The sequence below is a fragment of the Halobacillus sp. KGW1 genome, assembly GCF_001592845.1.
Taxonomy (GTDB): Bacteria; Bacillota; Bacilli; order Bacillales; family Halobacillaceae; genus Halobacillus.
In genome coordinates this window covers 588,552-607,315 of record NZ_LSOC01000003.1, presented here as the reverse complement: position 1 = coordinate 607,315, position 18,764 = coordinate 588,552, and the positions used below count along the sequence as shown (strand labels likewise).

20 protein-coding genes are annotated in these 18,764 nt (G+C 49.6%); 13 read left to right on the top strand and 7 right to left on the bottom strand.

What is annotated here, in order from left to right:
• Positions 1-148 precede the first annotated feature (148 nt).
• From AXG56_RS12045 to AXG56_RS19335, 3 genes are read right to left on the bottom strand one after another with little or no spacing between them, the layout of a single operon-like run.
• Complete coding sequence (locus tag AXG56_RS12045; RefSeq protein WP_008632930.1) at positions 149-355, bottom strand: hypothetical protein; 207 nt, start codon at positions 353-355, stop codon at positions 149-151.
• A 17-nt stretch (positions 356-372) separates the two neighbouring features.
• On the bottom strand, positions 373-657 hold the full coding sequence (locus AXG56_RS12040; protein ID WP_008632929.1) for a hypothetical protein: 285 nt from the start codon (positions 655-657) through the stop codon (positions 373-375).
• A 36-nt stretch (positions 658-693) separates the two neighbouring features.
• On the bottom strand, positions 694-1,188 hold the full coding sequence (locus AXG56_RS19335) for a sigma-70 family RNA polymerase sigma factor (RefSeq protein WP_153017425.1): 495 nt from the start codon (positions 1,186-1,188) through the stop codon (positions 694-696).
• A gap of 174 nt (positions 1,189-1,362) precedes the next feature.
• On the opposite strand from AXG56_RS19335, the gene AXG56_RS12030 reads away from it, so the two are divergent.
• Positions 1,363-1,854 carry a sigma-70 family RNA polymerase sigma factor gene (locus AXG56_RS12030; protein WP_026577911.1) on the top strand — a complete coding sequence of 164 codons (492 nt, stop codon included), beginning with the start codon at positions 1,363-1,365 and terminating at the stop codon, positions 1,852-1,854.
• A 39-nt stretch (positions 1,855-1,893) separates the two neighbouring features.
• Here AXG56_RS12030 and AXG56_RS12025 read toward each other — a convergent pair whose 3' ends face one another.
• The gene (locus AXG56_RS12025) at positions 1,894-2,271 is read right to left on the bottom strand and encodes a hypothetical protein (protein WP_008632926.1); all 378 of its coding nucleotides are present in this window, start codon (positions 2,269-2,271) and stop codon (positions 1,894-1,896) included.
• 160 nt (positions 2,272-2,431) lie between these two features.
• On the opposite strand from AXG56_RS12025, the gene AXG56_RS12020 reads away from it, so the two are divergent.
• Positions 2,432-2,932 (top strand): VanZ family protein, encoded by a 501-nt coding sequence (locus AXG56_RS12020; RefSeq protein ID WP_026577912.1) that lies wholly within the window; start codon positions 2,432-2,434, stop codon positions 2,930-2,932.
• Positions 2,933-3,302: 370 nt separating this feature from the next.
• Here AXG56_RS12020 and thrB read toward each other — a convergent pair whose 3' ends face one another.
• The 3 genes from thrB to AXG56_RS12005 are packed head-to-tail and all read right to left on the bottom strand — an operon-like array spanning position 3,303 to position 6,566.
• Positions 3,303-4,220 carry a homoserine kinase gene (gene thrB / locus AXG56_RS12015; protein WP_026577913.1) on the bottom strand — a complete coding sequence of 306 codons (918 nt, stop codon included), beginning with the start codon at positions 4,218-4,220 and terminating at the stop codon, positions 3,303-3,305.
• Positions 4,217-5,272: a threonine synthase gene (gene thrC / locus AXG56_RS12010; protein ID WP_062514802.1), complete on the bottom strand. Its 1,056-nt coding sequence runs from the start codon at positions 5,270-5,272 to the stop codon at positions 4,217-4,219. The genes thrB and thrC overlap by 4 nt, the downstream gene beginning before the upstream one ends.
• A gap of 1 nt (position 5,273) precedes the next feature.
• The gene (locus AXG56_RS12005; protein ID WP_008632919.1) at positions 5,274-6,566 is read right to left on the bottom strand and encodes a homoserine dehydrogenase; all 1,293 of its coding nucleotides are present in this window, start codon (positions 6,564-6,566) and stop codon (positions 5,274-5,276) included.
• 397 nt (positions 6,567-6,963) lie between these two features.
• Between AXG56_RS12005 and AXG56_RS12000 the strand changes: the two genes are divergently transcribed.
• The 11 genes from AXG56_RS12000 (at position 6,964) to AXG56_RS11950 (ending at position 18,261) form a co-directional block, all read left to right on the top strand.
• Complete coding sequence (locus AXG56_RS12000) at positions 6,964-7,203, top strand: hypothetical protein (RefSeq protein ID WP_008632917.1); 240 nt, start codon at positions 6,964-6,966, stop codon at positions 7,201-7,203.
• Between the two features lie 155 nt (positions 7,204-7,358).
• Positions 7,359-8,348 carry a LacI family DNA-binding transcriptional regulator gene (locus AXG56_RS11995; RefSeq protein WP_026577914.1) on the top strand — a complete coding sequence of 330 codons (990 nt, stop codon included), beginning with the start codon at positions 7,359-7,361 and terminating at the stop codon, positions 8,346-8,348.
• Positions 8,349-8,501: 153 nt separating this feature from the next.
• Positions 8,502-9,899 carry a sucrose-specific PTS transporter subunit IIBC gene (locus tag AXG56_RS11990; RefSeq protein WP_026577915.1) on the top strand — a complete coding sequence of 466 codons (1,398 nt, stop codon included), beginning with the start codon at positions 8,502-8,504 and terminating at the stop codon, positions 9,897-9,899.
• A gap of 155 nt (positions 9,900-10,054) precedes the next feature.
• On the top strand, positions 10,055-11,011 hold the full coding sequence (gene manA, locus AXG56_RS11985; protein ID WP_062514800.1) for a mannose-6-phosphate isomerase, class I: 957 nt from the start codon (positions 10,055-10,057) through the stop codon (positions 11,009-11,011).
• A gap of 21 nt (positions 11,012-11,032) precedes the next feature.
• Positions 11,033-12,739: a phospho-sugar mutase gene (locus AXG56_RS11980; RefSeq protein ID WP_008632908.1), complete on the top strand. Its 1,707-nt coding sequence runs from the start codon at positions 11,033-11,035 to the stop codon at positions 12,737-12,739.
• A 471-nt stretch (positions 12,740-13,210) separates the two neighbouring features.
• Positions 13,211-13,666 carry an IDEAL domain-containing protein gene (locus AXG56_RS11970; RefSeq protein WP_008639974.1) on the top strand — a complete coding sequence of 152 codons (456 nt, stop codon included), beginning with the start codon at positions 13,211-13,213 and terminating at the stop codon, positions 13,664-13,666.
• A gap of 299 nt (positions 13,667-13,965) precedes the next feature.
• Positions 13,966-14,106, top strand: a complete 141-nt coding sequence (locus AXG56_RS19165) for an anti-repressor SinI family protein (protein ID WP_008639976.1) — start codon at positions 13,966-13,968, stop codon at positions 14,104-14,106.
• Positions 14,107-14,200: 94 nt separating this feature from the next.
• Complete coding sequence (locus AXG56_RS11965) at positions 14,201-15,397, top strand: AraC family transcriptional regulator (RefSeq protein ID WP_062514797.1); 1,197 nt, start codon at positions 14,201-14,203, stop codon at positions 15,395-15,397.
• A 232-nt stretch (positions 15,398-15,629) separates the two neighbouring features.
• Positions 15,630-15,866 carry a helix-turn-helix domain-containing protein gene (locus tag AXG56_RS11960; RefSeq protein ID WP_008639979.1) on the top strand — a complete coding sequence of 79 codons (237 nt, stop codon included), beginning with the start codon at positions 15,630-15,632 and terminating at the stop codon, positions 15,864-15,866.
• Positions 15,867-15,908: 42 nt separating this feature from the next.
• Positions 15,909-16,472, top strand: coding sequence for a hypothetical protein (locus AXG56_RS11955; protein ID WP_153017424.1), 564 nt, complete (start codon positions 15,909-15,911; stop codon positions 16,470-16,472).
• A gap of 703 nt (positions 16,473-17,175) precedes the next feature.
• A complete protein-coding gene (locus tag AXG56_RS11950) occupies positions 17,176-18,261 on the top strand; it encodes a glycosyltransferase family 4 protein (RefSeq protein WP_062514793.1) in 1,086 nt (361 codons plus the stop codon).
• Positions 18,262-18,764: the final 503 nt, after the last annotated feature.

The following is an 18,764-nucleotide window of genomic DNA, read 5'->3' as shown; positions in this document are numbered from 1 at the left end:
TTACACAAGTGTAGATGGTGTTTTAAAGCTGTATAACTTTTTCGGAAAAGCCCATTGTCTTGAGTTCGATTTGGTTATTATATTTAAACGAAGTTTTTACACAAACGGAAAAAAGCCCCCGTTCCATTCGGACGGGGGCTTTTCGTATTTAAGACGGCGTCTTTTCCTTGTCTTCTTTCCTCGACTTCAAGAACATATAAATATTCGTGAAAAACAGCGCGATCGCAACGATCATGCTGAACGACGACAGCTCAATCATATCGGTGAACCATCCAAGGATGATGAAGATTAGAAAAAACGCTGCAAAGCCTAGATGAAACATAAACTCTTCCTTTCCATCATTCGTCCCTGCCATTATAACATCTTCCGGACTCAGTCCGGCGCATACATGTAGAAACGGTAGACCGTGAATTCATTGCCGACTTCGATGTTGTAGGATTCGATCGGTAATTCGGAATAAAGCAGCCCGTCTGCCTGCTCGACGGATATGTGGGTGACGTACTCCTTCGTTTCCATGATGGGGATGGGGTAGGGATTGACGATTTCGACCATCCATTCATACGCGAGCCGCTCCAGGAAAGCGTGAGTGAACGTAGTCGGTGTATCGTCCAGCCAAATCTTGGTGAGAGGAGATAGAGATCGAGTGGAAGCTTCCAATGCTGATTCCTCCGTTTTCCGTTGGATTTAGTGGATTTATTTTCCCTTTCTATTACAAGTATAAACGAGGATAGAAGCAGAGGATAGTTTCTCGCGCAAACTTTTGCGGAGGCGGAGGACGGTCGATTCGCTTTTGCCGATCTTTCCCGCAATTTCATAGGTCCGGTAGCCTGCCATCGCAAGCAGGCAGGTGCTTTGTTCCAGTGCGGTGAGGTCAGCGTGAAGGGAGAGATCAAGCAGGAACATCCGGTCATGGAGGTCGTTTTTTGGATGAGGGAAAGGGGGATGCTGGGTTGTGGAAATCAGCTGCAGCCGGCGCTTGGATTGGAGATGGCTGAGGAGCTTCCAGGAGAGATGGTGGAAATAGTAGGTGGAGAACTTGCCTCGGGAAGAATCGTAGGTTTCTTCACAGTGTTTGTAGATGAAATAGGCCTCCTGGCAGTAGTCTTCATAAGGCTCAGGAATCTTGTGGCGGTGAAGGATTTGGTAGACGAGGTTTTGACAGCAGAAAAACGAGGGGATGTGGCTCATTTTACACTCCTTTCTACCTATCATTATCTTCCATTTCATAGGAAAAGGAAAGCGAAAATGGAAGTTTAACAGCTTTTTTTAGTTGAAAATCAAGAAATTGATAGGTACATGACACCAAAAATCCATTTTTTAACGATTATAGTATGAACGTTAAAAAATGGAAGGGGTGGCACTGTGATCGATGAGCAATTCAGTCAGTTGGTTGCGGATAGTAAGAAGCTGATTCATTATCACATCCGAAGGCTTCACATCATGGATAGGAACGGGGATTTTTTTGCAGAAGGGATGGTGGCGGTGTGGAACGCCTCCCGGACGTATGATCCGGCGGCGGGTAAGTGGGAGACGTATCTCAGCTGGAAGATCAGGAACGCGCTGATCGATCTCATCCGCAAAGATTCCCGCACACAGGAAAAAGAGACGCTGTGCCGGCGCAGTTTAAGCAGCACGGACGCGTCTCTGTGGGAAGATGTAATAGAAGATGAGTACTTCTGGATTCAAGTGCGGAATCCGCTGACGGACAATCAGTGGAAATGGGTCTATCATCATTTCATTCACGATCGTTCGCTTAAGCAGATCGCTAGTTTGGAAGGAGTGACGATCGATGCGGTGAAGAATTGGGGAAGACATGCAAGAAGGAAGCTGAAGGGGCTGAAGCTTGAGGCATAAAAGCCCTGAAGAACGCGTCCCCAGGACTTTCGTGCGCGTTTATCGATCAATCGTGATGTTAATTTTAGTAAGGCCGAGTGCACGTGCCGCTTTGATCATCTTCGCTGCCTCTTGCTCTGCGTCCTGGATGTGGATATCATTTCTTGAGATGCTTAGTGCTGTCCCGCCAGACAACAGGTTCGTATTCTCTTTCGGTTCTTCCTTGATCGTGAATACAGGTGCCTGATTCAGCTCCGCATTCATTTCCTCTTGACGGATACGGTTGACGCGTCCGCGGATTTTACGACCATGGTAAACGACGCTCGCATAAGGACAGCCTGTCTCCTGAGCGATCTCCCGGTAGTTTTTATCTGTCTCCCCGATCAAACGCTTCACTTCTGCAAGGTCGTAATCGTATTGTTTACTCTTCTTTGCCATGTTGAATCCCCCTTTTCTTTCTCTAGTTACCATTGTATACAAATTCTATCGTCATTAATAGTACTATATATAAATCTTTTGATACAAATTTCATTCTATTGCTTAAATGGGGTTTTATTGTAAAATGTTGATATATCAAATAAATAGAGTGATAGAAAGTGTGAATAAGTTGTCAAAAAATAATAAGTTTTGGATTATACCCGTGCTCCTCGTCATGGGGATTATTTTTTACAGTTCGGCGACGCCGTATGGAGATCAGGACCTGCGTCCATCGCTGATGTCCTACCTTCCTCTTGACGCGATGAAGCCTGTTCTTGAGCCGATTGATTTCATGTACCACGGCAAGCCGGTGAACCTGGCCAGTCACGGGCCGGCTGGGCTTGTGGAATTCTTGATCCGAAAAGCGGCACATGTGACGGTGTTTCTTCTGTTGATGGTGACGTCGTTTCTCGCATTACATAAGCTGACGAGTCTGCGGCTTTTGCCGAAGCTTGGAGCAGCGTTTGTGATTACGGTGCTGTACGCTTCGTTTGATGAGTTTCATCAGTCGTTGACGCCGGACCGGACGCCTTACATCGGGGATGTGGTGCTGGACAGCTTCGGAGGTTTGATTGGTGCGCTGCTTATTTTGGTCATTTGGCGGTTTGGGAAGCGGGCTTAGGGTTTTTTTTTCAGCCGCCGGGGGGCTGCGCTTTCCGCCTTGATTAACCCACCTACAATAAAGGATAAAAAAAACCGAACGGCGTCCACCTTTGAATAAAGGGATCGCGTTCGGTTTTTTATTAGCTTTAAGTTTAACCAGCTGATGATTGGAGGGCAGGGCGAAGACTCCTGCGGGAAAAGCGAGACAGGGGAGACCCCGGAAGAGCGGAGCTCAGAGGAGGCTCGCCGGCCGCCCGCGGAAAGCGCAGCCCTGCCCGGAAATCATCAGCGGCTAAACAGCTAAACAGCTAAACAGCTAAACAGCTAAACAGCTAAACAGCTAAACAGCTAAACAGCTAAACAGCTAAACAGCTAAACAGCTAAACCATTTAACAGTGCTTCGCTTCGGTCTGTTTGTGGACGGTGACGCCTGTCAGGTGAGCTTGGAGCGGCTCGACCTGGAAGTCTGTAAGCTCTTGCTTCAGGCGTGCCGCTTTCGCTTCGTCCCACTCGTCGAAGAGGGCGAGCATCGTCGGGCCTGCGCCGCTGATATAGAAGCCGAGAGCTCCTGCGTCTGTGGTCGCTTTCTCAACGTCAGTGAAGCCCGGAATGAGAGCCTGGCGGTAAGGCTGGTGCCAGCGGTCGCTCTTCATCATCCGGCCGGCAAGCTCCCAGTTCTTCGTCGCAAGCGCTGCGACGAGTACGTTGGCACTGCCGCTGTTATTGACGGCTTCTTTGTAAGGAAGCTCGACAGGCAGAAGACCGCGGGCTTTCTCTGTCTTCAAATGGTAGTTCGGAATGACGGCGAGCCACGTCAAATCGTCCAGTCCATCGGTGAAGTGGACGTAATCAAGAGCGCCGTTATCGTAATTGGATACCATGATACCGCCGTAGATCGCCGGGCCGACATTGTCGGGATGCCCTTCAATCTCACAGGCGATCTTGAATTTATCATAATCGCTCAAACGAAGATCGAGCAGCTGGTTGGCAAGTTCGATGCCGCCGACGACCGCTGTCGAGGAACTTCCGAGCCCGCGGGCAATCGGAACGTCGTTTGTCATCGTCACATGCGTCGGAGGCAGGGAATCGTGTCCATGGACCTTGGCTGTATGGAGCGCCGTTTGATAGACGAGATTCGTTTTGCCGGACGGGATATAAGGCTGGTCTTCTTCGGGAACAGCAAAGTGCCATTCATCGGCCGGACGGCAGTCGAGCGTGACGAACTTCGTTAAGGCGATGCCGACAGAGTCGAATCCAGGCCCGAGGTTCGCGGATGTCGCGGGAACCTGGATCTGGAAGCGGGTCATGATTGGACTCCTGTGACCGCCGATGCGAAGACTTCATAATCGTTTTCAATAAGGGTCGGTTTGACCGGGCTGTGCTGGATCGCTGTCGTCGGGTCCTTGAGTCCGTTTCCTGTCAGGACGTGGACGATTTTCGAGCCTTGCGGAATCGTGCCGTCTTTCACTTTCTTGATCATGCCGGCAATGGAAGCACAGGAGGCAGGCTCCGCGAAGACGCCTTCCTTCTCGGCCAGCAGCTGATACGCTTCGATAATTTCTTCATCCGTCACTTCATCGATCAGGCCGTTCGATTCATCACGCGCCTCAATCGCTTTGTCCCAACTTGCCGGGTTTCCGATCCGGATGGCTGTCGCAAGCGTCTCCGGATTGTCGATGACCTGGTTGCGGACGATGGCGGCAGAACCGCTCGCTTCAAAGCCCATCATTTTAGGAAGGCCGGTCTGTTTCGTTTCGTTATATTCCTTGAAACCTTTCCAGTAGGCCGTAATGTTACCGGCGTTGCCGACAGGGATGCTCAGAATATCCGGAGCACTGCCGAGGACGTCACAGATTTCGAAAGCGGCTGTCTTCTGGCCTTCGATCCGGTATGGGTTGACCGAGTTTACAAGCGTCACCGGTTCTGTTTCGGCGATTTTACGTACCATGCGAAGGGCGTCGTCGAAGTTTCCTTTGATGGCAAAAATCTCTGCTCCGTACATAACGGCCTGGGCCAGTTTACCTTCGGCGATTTTCCCGTCCGGGATAACGACGATGCAGCGGAGGCCGGCGCGTGCCGCAAAGGCAGCAGCAGCTGCGGATGTGTTACCGGTCGAGGCACAGATGACCGCCTCGGAGCCTTCTTCGATCGCTTTTGCCATCGCCATCACCATGCCGCGGTCCTTGAACGATCCGGTCGGGTTCAACCCTTCGAATTTCACATAGCCTTCGATGCCGAGATCCTGAGAAATCGTTGGAATTGGAATCAGCGGTGTGTTTCCTTCATACAACGTCAATGCCGGTGTCTTATCTGTAACGGGAAGAAACTCTCCGTATTGTTCAATTAACCCTTTCCACATATCATTCGCCTCCTTCTACGCGGTAGACGCTGTCGATGCCCTGCACCGAATCCAGGTCCTGCAAATCGCGTAGTGCTTTCTCAAAGTCTTCTTCGCTTACCTGATGAGTGACCATCATCAATTCCCGTTGGCCTTCCTCTGCCGCTGCACGCTGGGTGAACTGATCGAAAGAAATATCGTATTCTGCGAAAATGTTCGTCAAATCTCTTAACATGCCTGCTTTGTCATCGACATGAAGACGGATATATTTCTTCGCAAGCTGTTCTTTCTTCGTTTTCACCTGCTTTGCGAACTGCGGCTGCACGTAAGAGGTGCCGGTCGTACCGAGACGGATGTTCTTCAATACGGAAATCAAATCGGCGACGACTGCCGTAGCCGTCGGCAGCTTGCCTGCGCCTGGTCCGTAGAACATCGTTTCACCGACTGCGTCTCCGTAGACGTAGACGGCGTTGAATTCATCATTTACCGATGCGAGCGGATGCTGAGCCGGCAGAAGGGTCGGCTCGACGCTTACGGATACACCGTTATGATCGCTCTCCGCAATACCGATCAGCTTGATGCGGTAGCCCATTTCCTGGGCGAAGTTGATATCATCAATAGAAATGCCGCGGATTCCTTTGACATGCACATCTTCCAAATGGAACGGCATCGAGAAGCCCAAGATGGAAAGGATCGTCATTTTCCGTGCAGCATCCAGTCCATCGACGTCTGCTGTCGGATCTGCTTCTGCGAATCCAAGCTCCTGCGCTTCCTTCAATACGCTGTCGAAGTCGACGCCTTCATTCGCCATTTTCGTCATAATGAAGTTCGTCGTTCCGTTCACGATCCCCATCATCTTCGTGATCCGATCGGAGGACAATCCATCCATGATGCTGCGGATGATCGGAATACCGCCTGCAACACTCGCTTCATAATAAAGGTCGCAGTTATGACGCTGGCAGGCAGCGAACAGCTCCGCACCGTGCTGGGCGACAAGGTCTTTGTTCGCTGTCACGATATGCTTGCCGTGCTCGATCGCTTCCAGCAATACAGCTAATGTGTGATCGATACCACCCATCACCTCTATGACGACATCAATATCCGGATCTCTCGTAATGTCTTCATAGCGATCCGTGAGCTTCGTTTCGGAAGGCAGCTCGCGCGGTTTATCCAAATCGTGGACGAGTACCGACTTGATGGTGACATCGCACCCTGTCTTATGTTCGATACGTTCTTTATGATCGCGCAGGATCTCTATGACACCGCTCCCGACCGTGCCTAATCCCAATAATCCTACGGTAATGGTTTTCTTCATCGTTCACACTCCCCTGTCCATCTGAAATATACATGTTTCTTTATATAAAGGACATTGTAACGGAAAGGCATAGTAAGTACAAGAGTGAATTATCCGACGATTCCGCAGGGTTCGAGCCGGTTTACACCCGTCTTCGGGAACAGATGCGACTGCTTCGACCGTTCCCAAGTTTTTCTCCGTCTTTTTCCTATATAAAAGAAAAAAAGAATGAAAAGAAAAAGAGGCCTATAACGGGAAATTGATTACAAAATTCTGACAATATCAACACTTCGACCGCGACATGCCCGCCAAACCCGGGATATAAGGATATCGAAAGGTCTTGACTGGAAACAAAAGGTAGATTATAAAGGAAAGGAAGCGTAAGAAAAAAGAACTAGATAATTAAGGGGGATACGTTATGTCATGGTTTAGTTTGCAATTGCCGGGTCCGCTGCAGAAATACGAGCGGGTCATCCGTTCTGTCATCAAGGAGCTTGGGATTGACGGATGGGAAGAAGAGTATATTGAAGAGGGCGTCGGCGTAGTTATGCGCATGGAAAAGGAACAGGCCGGCACAGAACCGCAGGTACTCCACGAAACGACCGTGTACCACATCCTCAAAGACCATTTCTGCCAATCATTAGACAGCCACTCTTAATCTCTTCGGTCAATCCGTCCCCGGGAAGCTCCTTTCCGGGGACTTTCCATGTCTTCGCTGTCCGACTTTCCCCCTAACTATTGTCTATCTCTGGACAACGGCTTCGTATTTCTCTACGATGATAAATGAAAAGGATTCCATGGAGGATGAAAGCAATGACTACAATCAATGATATAGCACAAATGGCGAACGTTTCCCGGACGACGGTATCGCGCGCACTGAACGACAGCGGATACGTCAGTGAAGAGGCGAGGGAGCGGATTATGAAGATCGTCGAAGAAACCGGTTACATCCCTAGCCAGTCAGCGAAGTCGCTGCGGACGAAGCGTTCCGGCGTCATCGGTGTCATTCTGCCGCGCTTAAGTACAGAAACATCGACCCGAGTCGTGAACGGGATCAATGAAATTTTATCTAAAGAAGGATTCCAAATCCTGCTTACGAATACAGAGCTTGATGAAAAGAAGGAAATCGAATACATCCGCCTTTTGAAAAGTCGTAATGTTGACGGCATCATCCTGCTTGCGACGAACGTCAATGACGCGTTGATCCAGGCGATTCAGGATACAGATGTCCCCTTCCTTGCTATCGGCCAGGAGCTTCCCGGTGTGACGTCGATCGTCTATGACGACTACCATGCTGCAGGGGATGTGACGAACATGCTGATCCAGAAGGGGCATGAACAGATTGCGTTTATCGGCGTGGGAGAAGACGATCCTGCCGTCGGTCGTGTGAGAAAACAGGCGTATAGAGATAGAATGAAAGAAAACGGTCTGACCATTAAAGAAGATTGGGTGACAGAGGGCGATTTCAGTGTGGAATCCGGGTATGAAGCGATGAAGCGGATCCTCCGTGCGAGTAAAGAAACGAAGCCTACGGCTGTGTTCGCGGTGACGGACCGGATGGCGATCGGTGCGATGGAGTATTTGAAGGAACAGGGCTATTCGATCCCGGAAGACATGGCTGTTGCCGGCATCGGGGCATCGATGATGTCGAAGCACGTGACCCCGTCCCTTACTACCGTCGACTATTTCAACAAAGAAGCTGGGAGGAAAGCGGCGAGCGTATTGCTCCAGAAATTAAAAAAAGAAAATTTAAATAAAAAAATGGAGTTAACGTATAGACTAATAGTCCGAGATAGTGTATAGTCCTAATTGAAAACGCAATCATGTAATCGTTCACACACGAGTTACACCTGGTTATAAACATCAATTTCATTAGCAATTATTCACTATCTAAATTTTTTTATGAAATGTGTAATCGATTACACGTGCACACTAAAACCCGAAAGGAGAATTACCATGGCAGATAACGCTCAAATTGCAAGAGACGTCATCAAAGCAGCTGGTGGTCAGGAGAACATCGCCTCTGTCGCCCACTGTGCGACACGACTGCGGATCATGCTTCATGACAAGGAGAAAGCGGACATTTCTTCCATTGAAGAAATCGATAAAGTGAAAGGTGCTTTCTATAACTCCGGTCAGCTGCAGGTCATCTTCGGTACTGGTACCGTCAACCGTATTTATGAAGAAGTGATGAAACAAGAGGTGCAGGGAGCTACGAAGGAAGAAGTGAAGCAGGAAGCGAAGAAACAGGGGAACTCGTTCCAGCGTGCGATCCGTACGTTCGGAGACGTCTTCGTACCGATCATTCCGGCCCTCGTTGCCACTGGTCTGTTCATGGGGCTGCGGGGACTTCTGACTCAAGAAGCGATTCTCGCGCTCTTCGGTCTCACGCCTGAAAGCATTCCGGAGAACTTCATCCTGTTCACCCAGGTCCTTACCGATACGGCCTTTGTATTCCTGCCGGCGCTTGTCGCCTGGTCGACCTTCCGGGTATTCGGAGGCAGTCCGATACTCGGGATCGTCATCGGACTCATGCTCGTATCACCGGCGCTGCCTAACGCCTGGGCTGTTGCCGACGGAAGTGCAGAACCGCTTGAGTTCTTCGGCTTCATTCCGGTAACCGGCTATCAAGGGTCCGTCCTTCCGGCATTCATCACCGGTATCGTCGGGGCGAAACTGGAGAAAGCCTTGAGAAAAAGGATTCCGGAAGCACTCGATCTTATTCTTACACCATTCTTAGTGCTTTTGATCATGATCACGCTTGCTATGTTCATCATCGGACCTGTGTTCCATATTGTTGAAAACGGTATCTTTGAAGCGACGCTGTGGGTCTTGGAACTTCCGCTTGGTATCAGTGGACTGATCATCGGTGGACTTCACCAGGTCATCGTTATCACCGGGGTACACCACATCTTCAACCTGCTTGAGATACAGTTGCTTGACCGCGTTGGTTCAAACGCGTTCAACCCGCTGATCACAGCAGCGATCGCTGCCCAGGGTGGCGCGGCGCTTGCAGTCGGCTTGAAGACGAAGAAGAAGAAAATGAAAGCATTGGCGCTGCCATCCGCTTTGTCCGCGTTCCTCGGTATCACCGAGCCCGCAATCTTCGGTGTCAACCTGCGCTACATGAAGCCGTTCATCATGGGTCTCATCGGTGGAGCCGTCGGTGGTTTCTTCGCCTCCATCACAGGCTTGAAGGCTTCCGGTATGGCGATCACGGTAATCCCGGGATCCCTGCTGTACCTGGACAGCTCCTTCATCTTCTACTTGCTGACGAACATCATCGCCATCGGTGTCGCCTTCGGATTGACGTGGGCGTTCGGATTCAATGATAAGATGCTGGAAGATAAATAAGCCCTTTTTATAAGAAGAAAAAAATCCGGACGTCTTCCGCATTCTGAACAGAGTGCCGGACGATGCTCCGGATTTTTTCTTGAGCAGAAAGGCGGCCCTTCTGGATCGGCCGCTATGGTACAATAGTGTTAAAAAACTGGAAAGAGGTGCAGCGAATGTACAACGAACCGATTTATTTAGAGCCGGCGTTCAAAGAACGGCTCTGGGGTGGAACGAAGCTTGAAGAAATCTTCCATTATAAGATCCCGTCCGACTATACCGGAGAAGCGTGGTGTATTTCCGGGCATAAGAACGGACCGAATACGATTAAGAACGGACCTCTGGAAGGGAAGACGCTTCGGGAAGCGTGGGACGGCCACCGTGAGCTGTTCGCCGGAGAAGAAGGCGAGGAATTCCCGCTGCTCGTGAAGATTCTGGATTCAAAGAAGGACCTCTCCGTCCAGGTGCATCCGGACGATACATATGCACGTGAAGTGGAAGGGGAGAACTACGGCAAGACCGAGTGCTGGTATGTGCTCGACTGTGAGGAAGGCTCGGAAATTATTTTCGGACATCATGCCTCGAATAAACAGGAATTTGAAGCAATGGTGGCGAATGGAGAATGGGGGGACTTATTACGAACCATTGAAGTGAAGCCCGGAGACTTCTTTTACGTACCGAGCGGGACGATCCACGCGATCGGAGCGGGAATTCAGATCTTGGAAACCCAGCAGAGCTCGGACATCACGTACCGCGTCTACGACTATGAACGTGTCGGGCAGGACGGCAACAAGCGCGAGCTGCACCTCGATAAGTCGATCGAAGTGACGACGGTTCCGCATGTCGATCCTGAAATCGAGCGCACGCAGTTCTACCAGGAGGATCTGCGGAAAGAGAGACTCGTCGAAGAGAAGTATTTCTCCGTCTATCGCTGGGACCTGGAAGGCGAATGTAAAGGACTCATCCCGGAACCTTATGTACTATTGAGTGTCATCGACGGGACAGGGGAAGTGATCGTGGAGGGACGCTCGTATCCATTCAAGAAAGGCGACCACCTGATCATCCCGGCGACCGTCAAGACATTCGATTTAAAAGGAAACGCTTCCTTGATCGTTTCCAACTCAAATAAATAACAAACCAGAGGAGTGTCGCGTATGTGGAAAGAGCAGTACGAACGATGGAAAGAATTCAAAGGACTGGATGCCGAGCTTTCAACGAAGCTTGGAGAATTGTCAGAAGATGAACAGTCCCTGGAGGATGCATTCTACAAAGACTTGGAATTCGGAACGGGAGGCATGCGCGGAAAGCTCGGACCGGGAACGAACCGCATGAACATCTATACCGTCCGTAAAGCGGCAGAAGGCCTTGCTGCTTACGTCAACGATCAAGGCATGTCGAAGAAAGGCGTCGCCATCGCATACGACTCCCGCTACATGTCCAAAGAGTTCGCTGTCGAAACGGCGCGCGTCCTCGGAGCACACGGCATTCCATCCTACGTATTCACTTCCTTACGACCGACACCGGAATTGTCGTTCGCTGTCCGTCATCTCGGCGCAGCAGCAGGCGTCGTCGTGACGGCCAGCCACAACCCGCCGGAATACAACGGCTTCAAAGCCTACAACGAAGACGGCGGCCAGCTGCCACCGGAACAGGCGGAGATCATGATCGATTTCGTCAACAAAGTCGAGAACGAACTGGAAGTCGACGCAGCCGATCAGAAGGAATTGGAAGAGAACGGCCTTCTGCGCTGGATCGATGAAGAGGTCGATCAAGCCTACTTGAAAGCGTTGGAATCCGTCACCGTCCAGAAAGAGATCGATAAGGATCTGTCGCTCGTCTTCACACCGCTGCACGGAACGGCCCGCCACCTTGTGGAAAAAGGATTGGCGCAGAGTGGTTTCACATCCGTCCATATCGTGGAAGAACAGGCCAAACCGGATCCGGAATTCTCCACCGTCGCTTCTCCGAACCCGGAAGAGCATCAGGCGTTCGAAATCGCCATCGAACAGGGCAAAGCGATTGGTGCGGATCTCCTGCTTGCGACAGACCCGGATGCCGACCGTCTCGGCGTCGCCGTACCGGATGAGAACGGGGAATACCAGGTGCTGACCGGGAACCAGACCGGCGCCCTCATGCTCGATTACATCCTCGGCCAGTCGGCAGAAATTCCGAAGAACGGCCGCATGATCAAGACGATCGTGACCTCCGAATTCGGCCGCGTCATCGCCGATTCTTACGGCATCAGCTCCCTTGATACACTGACAGGCTTTAAATTCATCGGTGAGAAGATCCGCGAGTACGAGCAGACGAAGGAACACACCTTCCTCTTCGGTTATGAAGAGAGCTACGGCTACCTTGTCAAAGACTTCGCCCGCGACAAAGATGCCGTCCAGTCGGCTGTCTTGATCGCTGAAGTCGGCGCTTACTATAAGAACCAGGGCAAGACGCTTTTGGATGCGTTGAACGATCTGTACGAGAAGCACGGCTTCTTTCTGGAAGGGCTCCAGTCCATGAAGCTCGAAGGAAAAGCAGGTGCGGACACGATCCAGACGATCATGAACGACTTCCGCGAAGCGGATATCACGGAAGCAGGCGGCAAGAAGGTCGTGGCTGTCGAAGACTACAGCACGTCCATCCGCCGCGACGTCGAAAGCGGCAGCGAAGAACACATCGACCTGCCGGCATCGAACGTCGTGAAGTTCATTCTGGAGGACGACTGCTGGTTCTGTCTCCGCCCGTCCGGAACCGAACCGAAAATCAAATTCTACTACGGCGTGAAATCCGGAGCGAAAGCCGACAGCGAAGCACTGCTTGAAGCAGTCAAAGCAACTGTCAACGAACGCCTCCACGCGCTTATCTAATTAAAAACCGACCCCTTTCCATAATGGAAGGGGGTTTTTTGTGGTGTGAAGAAAGGTAGGTTCTTAGCAGATCACTACTACTTCGCTTCACCAAGCCCATGGAAGGGTGTATATGCGAAGGGCGGAGGGAAATGGGGCAGACTCCTACGGGATTAGCGGAACAGGTGAGACCCCGGAAGAGCGCAGCGATGAGGAGGCTCACCGGCCGCCCCGTGGAAAGCGCCCCATTTCCCGCAGCCCGTTCTCGGATAGGAAGGAGACGGAACTTCTGTGGGGAGTGGTGAACAGGTCGAGGGCTTTCCGTCTTCCTTTATGTGAAAAGAGGCCTCCGGCAAGTGTCCCGAACACAGTCACCAAGCGGCAAAAACCTGCATACGAATAGGATTAAAAGGGCTTTCAATTTGTTGACAAATAAGCGATAATAGAATAAAATACTGAAAATTCAGATTTAATAACGAAGGGGTGGGCAACGTGTTGAACATAAAAATGTTAAAACCATACTATGTTAAGGAAGACAAACGCTTTATCCGTGTCGTTCTCGCCTACCAGTACTTTTCCTTATTCATCGATAACGAACTATACCAATTCATCCCGATGGAATCCAGAGAAATCATCATCGACCGAAACAAAAAGCGAGTACACAACGTCTTCGATATCTTCGTCTTCCAACGAGGCAAGAAGATGGTCTACGTCTCCGTGACCGACTTGCTTCAGCTTCCGGAATTCATTACACACCTTCACACGATTGTGTCGCCGTATTACGAAGAGGGGATCGAAATCAGCCAGCAATCATCAAGAGAAGTGAAAGAACTCATCCGTGAATTAGAAAAAAATAATCTTCGGCGCCTCATTGACAGGGCGATCGACGAACAAGATGAAGACGCGTTTCATCTTCTGACAGAGAAATGGAATGCGTTGTACACATGAACCAAGCGGGTATGATCGCTCATGCCTGCTTTTTTATTCCCTGAGAATACTTGTCCTTGTCGCATAGTGAACGTTTTCATGATGAAAAATGTAAAAGGATGAAAGTCTCATCATTTTTTTAAAAAATAAAGGAAACTAACTGAAAATAGTTAAAAAATAGTGAATTTAGTTAAAATATTTAACGCATTCATCCATTATAATAAGACTAGATTTACAGGTATAGGAAATTAAGGCACCGAGGGATCATACATAAACGACCCGGGGCCGCAGCGAAACCAAACCAGGGAGGTTGCCGAACAATGAATACAAAACCTGATATGCACGTGCTGGATGAGGAATGGGTGTCCCTGATGAGAGAAGCCAAGGCACAAGGTTTAAGTGTGGAAGACGTCAAGAATTACTTACAACAAGAGCATATAAGATCACGAAAAACCATATAGAAGGAATACACCTCTCCAAACCGGGAGGTGTATTTTTTTCCAAAGTGTTCTAGTATAATAGATAGAAAGTAGGATGGTGGGGGGAGAGGACCGGATGAGTAATCATGAATGGATTCATCTTTTGAAGGATTGCTCACTCGCTTTCCAGATGCCGGTGTTCATGGTCAATGATCAGCCGAAGATGATTTATCATTACCCGGATCACCTGATGCGCCCGCCGCAGTTCGTGCGTGATTCCAATGTGCAGTACGTTAAGGAAAGCAAGAAACACCCCTTCCGTCTCGGTATGTATTCGGATGAGTTCATGCAGAGTTATTTTCTCTATACGATCAAAAGGACCGATATGGAAGTTGTACTTGGTATCGGTCCTTTTTTGTCTAATCAGATAGGAAAGAAGAAGGTGAAGGCGCGGGTCGCCGGCCGCGGGCTTGCGCCGGATGTGGAAGAAACCCTTCTGCACTACTTCGATCAGCTGTCCGTCCTCAGCGAAAGCAGGATCAAAGCGATCGAGCATCTGCTTGTGCAGATTCTGCCCCGGCCGGAACTGTCTTCTTCCTTTAATGAGCAGGCGCAGATGCGCCGCCAGTTGAATGATTATTCACGTACGGTTCCTGCCTATTCGGAAGCGGTCGCTGCGAAAGAGAAGTTCCAGCAGCTGTTCCTGTCAGGATCGCCTGAGGCGGTGGCTGCTTATGCAAATTATAAGAAACTGCTTCAGCCTACCCATTCGGACAGGGACGAGATCCGTTCGGCGAAGAACCAGTTGATCCGACTGATTACCGAGCTCGGAAACTGGTCCATCGAAGCAGGATCGCAGCCGGATGAGATCATGTCATTAAACGACTTCTATTTGAATTATTTGGAGACGAGAGAGACGCTCGGGGAAGTGGAAGAGCTCGAGCAGAATGTCTTACGGTCCTTTCTGGAACGGATCGGCGGGACGAATGAAATGCTCCGGTCCTCTCCACTTGTCGAGCGGACGAAACGGTACATATTTGAGAACCTCAGCAGGCACTTGACCTTGAAAAAAATCGCCGATGCGATGAACGTGAACCCGAACTACCTTTCCGGCATTTTCGCACGGGAAGTCGGGGTCGCCATCACTCACTTCATCAATCAGCAGCGGATCGAAGAGGCGAAGGAACTGCTCTCGATAACGAACTACTCGCTGCTTGAAATCAGCACCCTGCTCGGCTACAACAGCCAAAGCTATTTCACACGGGTGTTCAAGGGCGTCGAAGGCATCGGGCCGAAGGAATTCCGAAAGAAATACCAGACCTATGAAGATTAAACAGCCGGGAGGTGCGCCTCCCGGCTGTTTTTTTATGCGAATGTTCTCAAAAAAGAATAATAGAAGAAGAAAATCTGCGAAAAAGCGAGAAATTCCTGCACTTTATGTTCTTAATAATGAAATTTATTCTTTTATTTCCGGTAGGTTTCGTATTATAATATTCTTAATAACGAACATCTTGATTCTATGACCGGCCGGCTGTTCGCTGGTTGATGAAAGTGAGGTTGGAAAAGTGACTTCCATTGGTGAGAAAATCCGTGTCCTTAGAGTGAGCAAAGAGTTGTCCGTCAACGAGTTTGCCAAGAAATCAGGGGTGTCCAAGTCTTATATCAGCAACATTGAACGAGGTGTGCAGAAGAACCCGTCCTTGATCATCATGGGGAAGTTGGCGAAGACGCTCGACGTCTCGCTGGAGGAGCTTTTGACACATAAATATGCGAAAGAACTGCAGCTGGAGGAGAAGGAGTAACTCAGCTTCGAAACGCCGATTAATCTGACAGGTGGTGACATGGTGAGAAACAAGACAATCTTCACAAGAGAAGCGGCGCGAAGGAATATCGCAACCATGTATTTGCCGATCCGTCGTCCAGGCAGCCCGGATATTCTTGTATTGGATCCGATCATCGATCAGTACTCCCAGCTTTTACTGAAGCCGGGGTGGCAGCTCCTCTGTTCCAAAGGGAGCGTTTTTGCTCAATCAGAGACAGAAACGCTCCCTGTAAACCGGATGATGGAAGCCGTAACCGGGGATGAATCGCCCCTTTCCTATGTGCAGGCGGCGGTCTGCTTCCATCATCTGCTCGACTACAGCGACCATCCGACGGGTGTCAATGCCTATACCATCATGGATGATGCCTTTGTTCGGGAGCTGGACCTGCTCGGTCAGTGGAAGATGGGCCGTTGGGAAAGAAGCTTCAATCCGATTTTCTTCTATGATTCCCTGCTTCACCCGGCTGTCATCCTGTTTACCTATCACCGGGAAGGGCCGGGGACGATCCAGAAGCATATCCACCGTTTCGCTTATCAATCCTACGCCCTGCAGACGATGCAGCGGACATGGACCTCCCATTCCTGAAACAGGCAGAAGCCTCCCCGGGCTTCTGCCTGTTTTTATGTTTCATCTTAGACAAGATCGTTTAACAACATATTCAGCAAGGGATTAGGCGTCTACCTGTTTTCTTCACGTTTCGACTCTAGTTACATAAAATAAAGAAAAATAGACAAAACACTTTTCAAATATTTACAAATACCTTATGATAGGAGAAATAGTCGAAAAATTGGACACATTTCCCGGGAAATGAAGCGAATGATGAAACTTTTTCGGTTATGTAGCCGTCTAATCTATACAAGATACATAGACTGCCGTCAAAAAAAGTAGTTTTGTCCCGAATGTTTGAGTGAACCGTAGTAGAAAGCTATGTTTGAAAAGGTGGGTAGCATGGATAATTTAAAGGAATTGTTACAGAACATCATTCAGAAGACAGAGAACTCTGAGCTGCTATCATCAAGAGAAGTCATCGACCATATGATTGAAGAATTACAACAACGATAAATAGATAGAAAACAGCGTCCATCCGGACGCTGTTTTCATTTTGCCCTCTTGTTTTTCCGCCATATTTGCTGTACCCCTTCGAGCAGGCACCCTCGCGTGTAAGTCGATGTAACTATCGAAATTGACGAAAAATAGAGACAACGTTTGACAAAACTCGCCTTCACCTGTGATATAATGTTAGCGTTGTCTCAAAACGAAAGACTAAAAATAGTTAGTGAGGATTTGTATGAACATTTATATAGACTTGACCATTGCTATTCTTTTGTCCATGGCCGTCAGTTATGTGCTGGTTTTTCCGGTCATGAAGCTTGCTGTAAAGTGGAAGATGATGGACTATCCGGAAATGAGAAAAATACATAAAGAAATCACTCCCCGTATGGGAGGGCTGGCGATCTTCGGTGGTACGGCGGCCGGGCTTTTGTACACGCGACCTGATGTACCGTATCTCCTGCCGATCTGTATCGGCGGATTCGTCATCGTCCTGACGGGACTGCTTGACGACCGCTTCCAGATCCGCCCGCTCTATAAGCTGGTCGGTCAGGTGATCGCGGCGCTGATCCTGATTTTCTCGGGACTGCAGATCGACGTACTCAGTATACCGTTCATCGGTATGGTGACGCTCAGTGATCCTGTCAGTATCCTCTTGTCGTTCTTCTGGATCATCGGGATTACGAACGCGATCAACTTGATCGACGGCCTCGACGGCCTCGCTGCCGGCGTGTCGACCATATCGCTGATCAGTATCGCCGTCATGGCACTTGCCATCGAGCCGCAGGTCGCGATTGTTTACCTCTGTGTCGTGCTGATCGGTTCGAACATCGGCTTTCTGTTCCATAACTTCTACCCGGCGTCGATTTATATGGGCGATACAGGGTCCTTGTTCCTCGGGTATTCGATGGCCGTCATCTCGATGGTCGGTCTGTTCAAGAACGTGACGTTGTTCAGCTTCATCATTCCGATCATCGTGCTTGCGATTCCTGTGTTCGATACGTTGTTCTCGATCCTGCGCAGGCTCATCAACAAGCAGAAGATCATGATGCCGGATAACAAGCATATCCACTATCAGATTCTGGCGGCCGGCTTCAGCCACCGGACGACGGTATTGATCATTTATGCGTTCAGTGCGATTTTCGGTTTTCTGGCACTCTTGTTCTCGCTGACTTCGTTCGGCATATCGTTGATCATTACGATTGTGATTTTGTTCCTGCTTCATCTGTTTGCGGAGATGACGGGTGTGGTATCCGGCGGAAAGCGTCCGGTCATCGGGCTGTTTTCGAGAGGGAAGAAGGAAAAAAGAAAAGAAGAAGGTTAAAAGAGCGGGGATTTCCCCCGCTCTTTTTTTATTATAGAAAAAGGTTGTTTTTAGGAGGAGAGGTCGGGCTCCGGGAAATGGGACGCTTTCCACGGGGCGGCCGGTGAGCCTCCTCATCGCGTTGCTCTTCCGGGGTCTCACCTATTCCGCTAATCCCGTTGGAGTCTGCCCATTTCCCTCCGCCCTATATCGAAATCAGTTTTCCATAATAAGAATAGAATAAGACGAGGTTATGTTTGTAAAAGAAACGCATACAAAGATGGATTGGATTCCCCGCGTTTTCCTCTCGGCAGTTCTTCATTCCGTTGACTGGCTTCAGAAATATCACGTTCAGAGAAAAAAAGAAGGATGAAACGGCTGGCGGGTTAAAATATTTTCCATTAGAACAGATGTAGGAAAGGGCTTGTGAAAATGTAGAATGCAAAAACACCGAATCGATTTCGATTCGGTGTTTTACGTTGTTCCAACTGCCTGACACTCATCAGCTGTTGATCGGAGGGGAA

Coding starts and splice junctions, on each gene's coding strand:
- AXG56_RS12045 (WP_008632930.1), bottom strand. CDS start 355: ATGGCAGGGACGAATGATGGAAAGGAAGAGTTTATGTTTCATCTAGGC.
- AXG56_RS19335 (WP_153017425.1), bottom strand. CDS start 1,188: ATGAGCCACATCCCCTCGTTTTTCTGCTGTCAAAACCTCGTCTACCAA.
- AXG56_RS12025 (WP_008632926.1), bottom strand. CDS start 2,271: ATGGCAAAGAAGAGTAAACAATACGATTACGACCTTGCAGAAGTGAAG.
- thrB (WP_026577913.1), bottom strand. CDS start 4,220: ATGACCCGCTTCCAGATCCAGGTTCCCGCGACATCCGCGAACCTCGGG.
- thrC (WP_062514802.1), bottom strand. CDS start 5,272: ATGTGGAAAGGGTTAATTGAACAATACGGAGAGTTTCTTCCCGTTACA.
- AXG56_RS12005 (WP_008632919.1), bottom strand. CDS start 6,566: ATGAAGAAAACCATTACCGTAGGATTATTGGGATTAGGCACGGTCGGG.
- AXG56_RS12000 (WP_008632917.1), top strand. CDS start 6,964: ATGTCATGGTTTAGTTTGCAATTGCCGGGTCCGCTGCAGAAATACGAG.
- AXG56_RS11995 (WP_026577914.1), top strand. CDS start 7,359: ATGACTACAATCAATGATATAGCACAAATGGCGAACGTTTCCCGGACG.
- AXG56_RS11990 (WP_026577915.1), top strand. CDS start 8,502: ATGGCAGATAACGCTCAAATTGCAAGAGACGTCATCAAAGCAGCTGGT.
- manA (WP_062514800.1), top strand. CDS start 10,055: ATGTACAACGAACCGATTTATTTAGAGCCGGCGTTCAAAGAACGGCTC.
- AXG56_RS11980 (WP_008632908.1), top strand. CDS start 11,033: ATGTGGAAAGAGCAGTACGAACGATGGAAAGAATTCAAAGGACTGGAT.
- AXG56_RS19165 (WP_008639976.1), top strand. CDS start 13,966: ATGAATACAAAACCTGATATGCACGTGCTGGATGAGGAATGGGTGTCC.
- AXG56_RS11965 (WP_062514797.1), top strand. CDS start 14,201: ATGAGTAATCATGAATGGATTCATCTTTTGAAGGATTGCTCACTCGCT.
- AXG56_RS11950 (WP_062514793.1), top strand. CDS start 17,176: ATGAACATTTATATAGACTTGACCATTGCTATTCTTTTGTCCATGGCC.